Source organism: Rhizobium sp. SVR5-9E (assembly GCF_056755095.1).
On record NZ_JBNDHS010000485.1, the window covers coordinates 1 to 260 of the forward strand.

The 260-nt window shown below is 54.6% G+C and carries 1 rRNA gene; it reads right to left on the reverse strand.

The features are described 5' to 3' along the window. Window positions 1-260: ribosomal RNA gene (locus tag ACPYOJ_RS35735) — 16S ribosomal RNA — on the reverse strand; the annotation flags it as partial.

Below are 260 nucleotides of genomic sequence, written 5' to 3' on the forward strand. Positions count from 1 at the left end.
CAATCCACCGCCCCCCTCCCATATGTAGCGTATTCTCGTTGGCTCGGAGATGTGTATAAGAGACAGACTTCAGGTACCCCAGACTTCCATGGCTTGACGGGCGGTGTGTACAAGGCCCGGGAACGTATTCACCGCGCCATGGCTGATGCGCGATTACTAGCGATTCCAGCTTCATAGAGTCGAGTTGCAGACTCCAATCCGAACTGAGACCGGCTTTCGAGATTTGCATCACATCGCTGTGTAGCTGCCCTCTGTCTGTC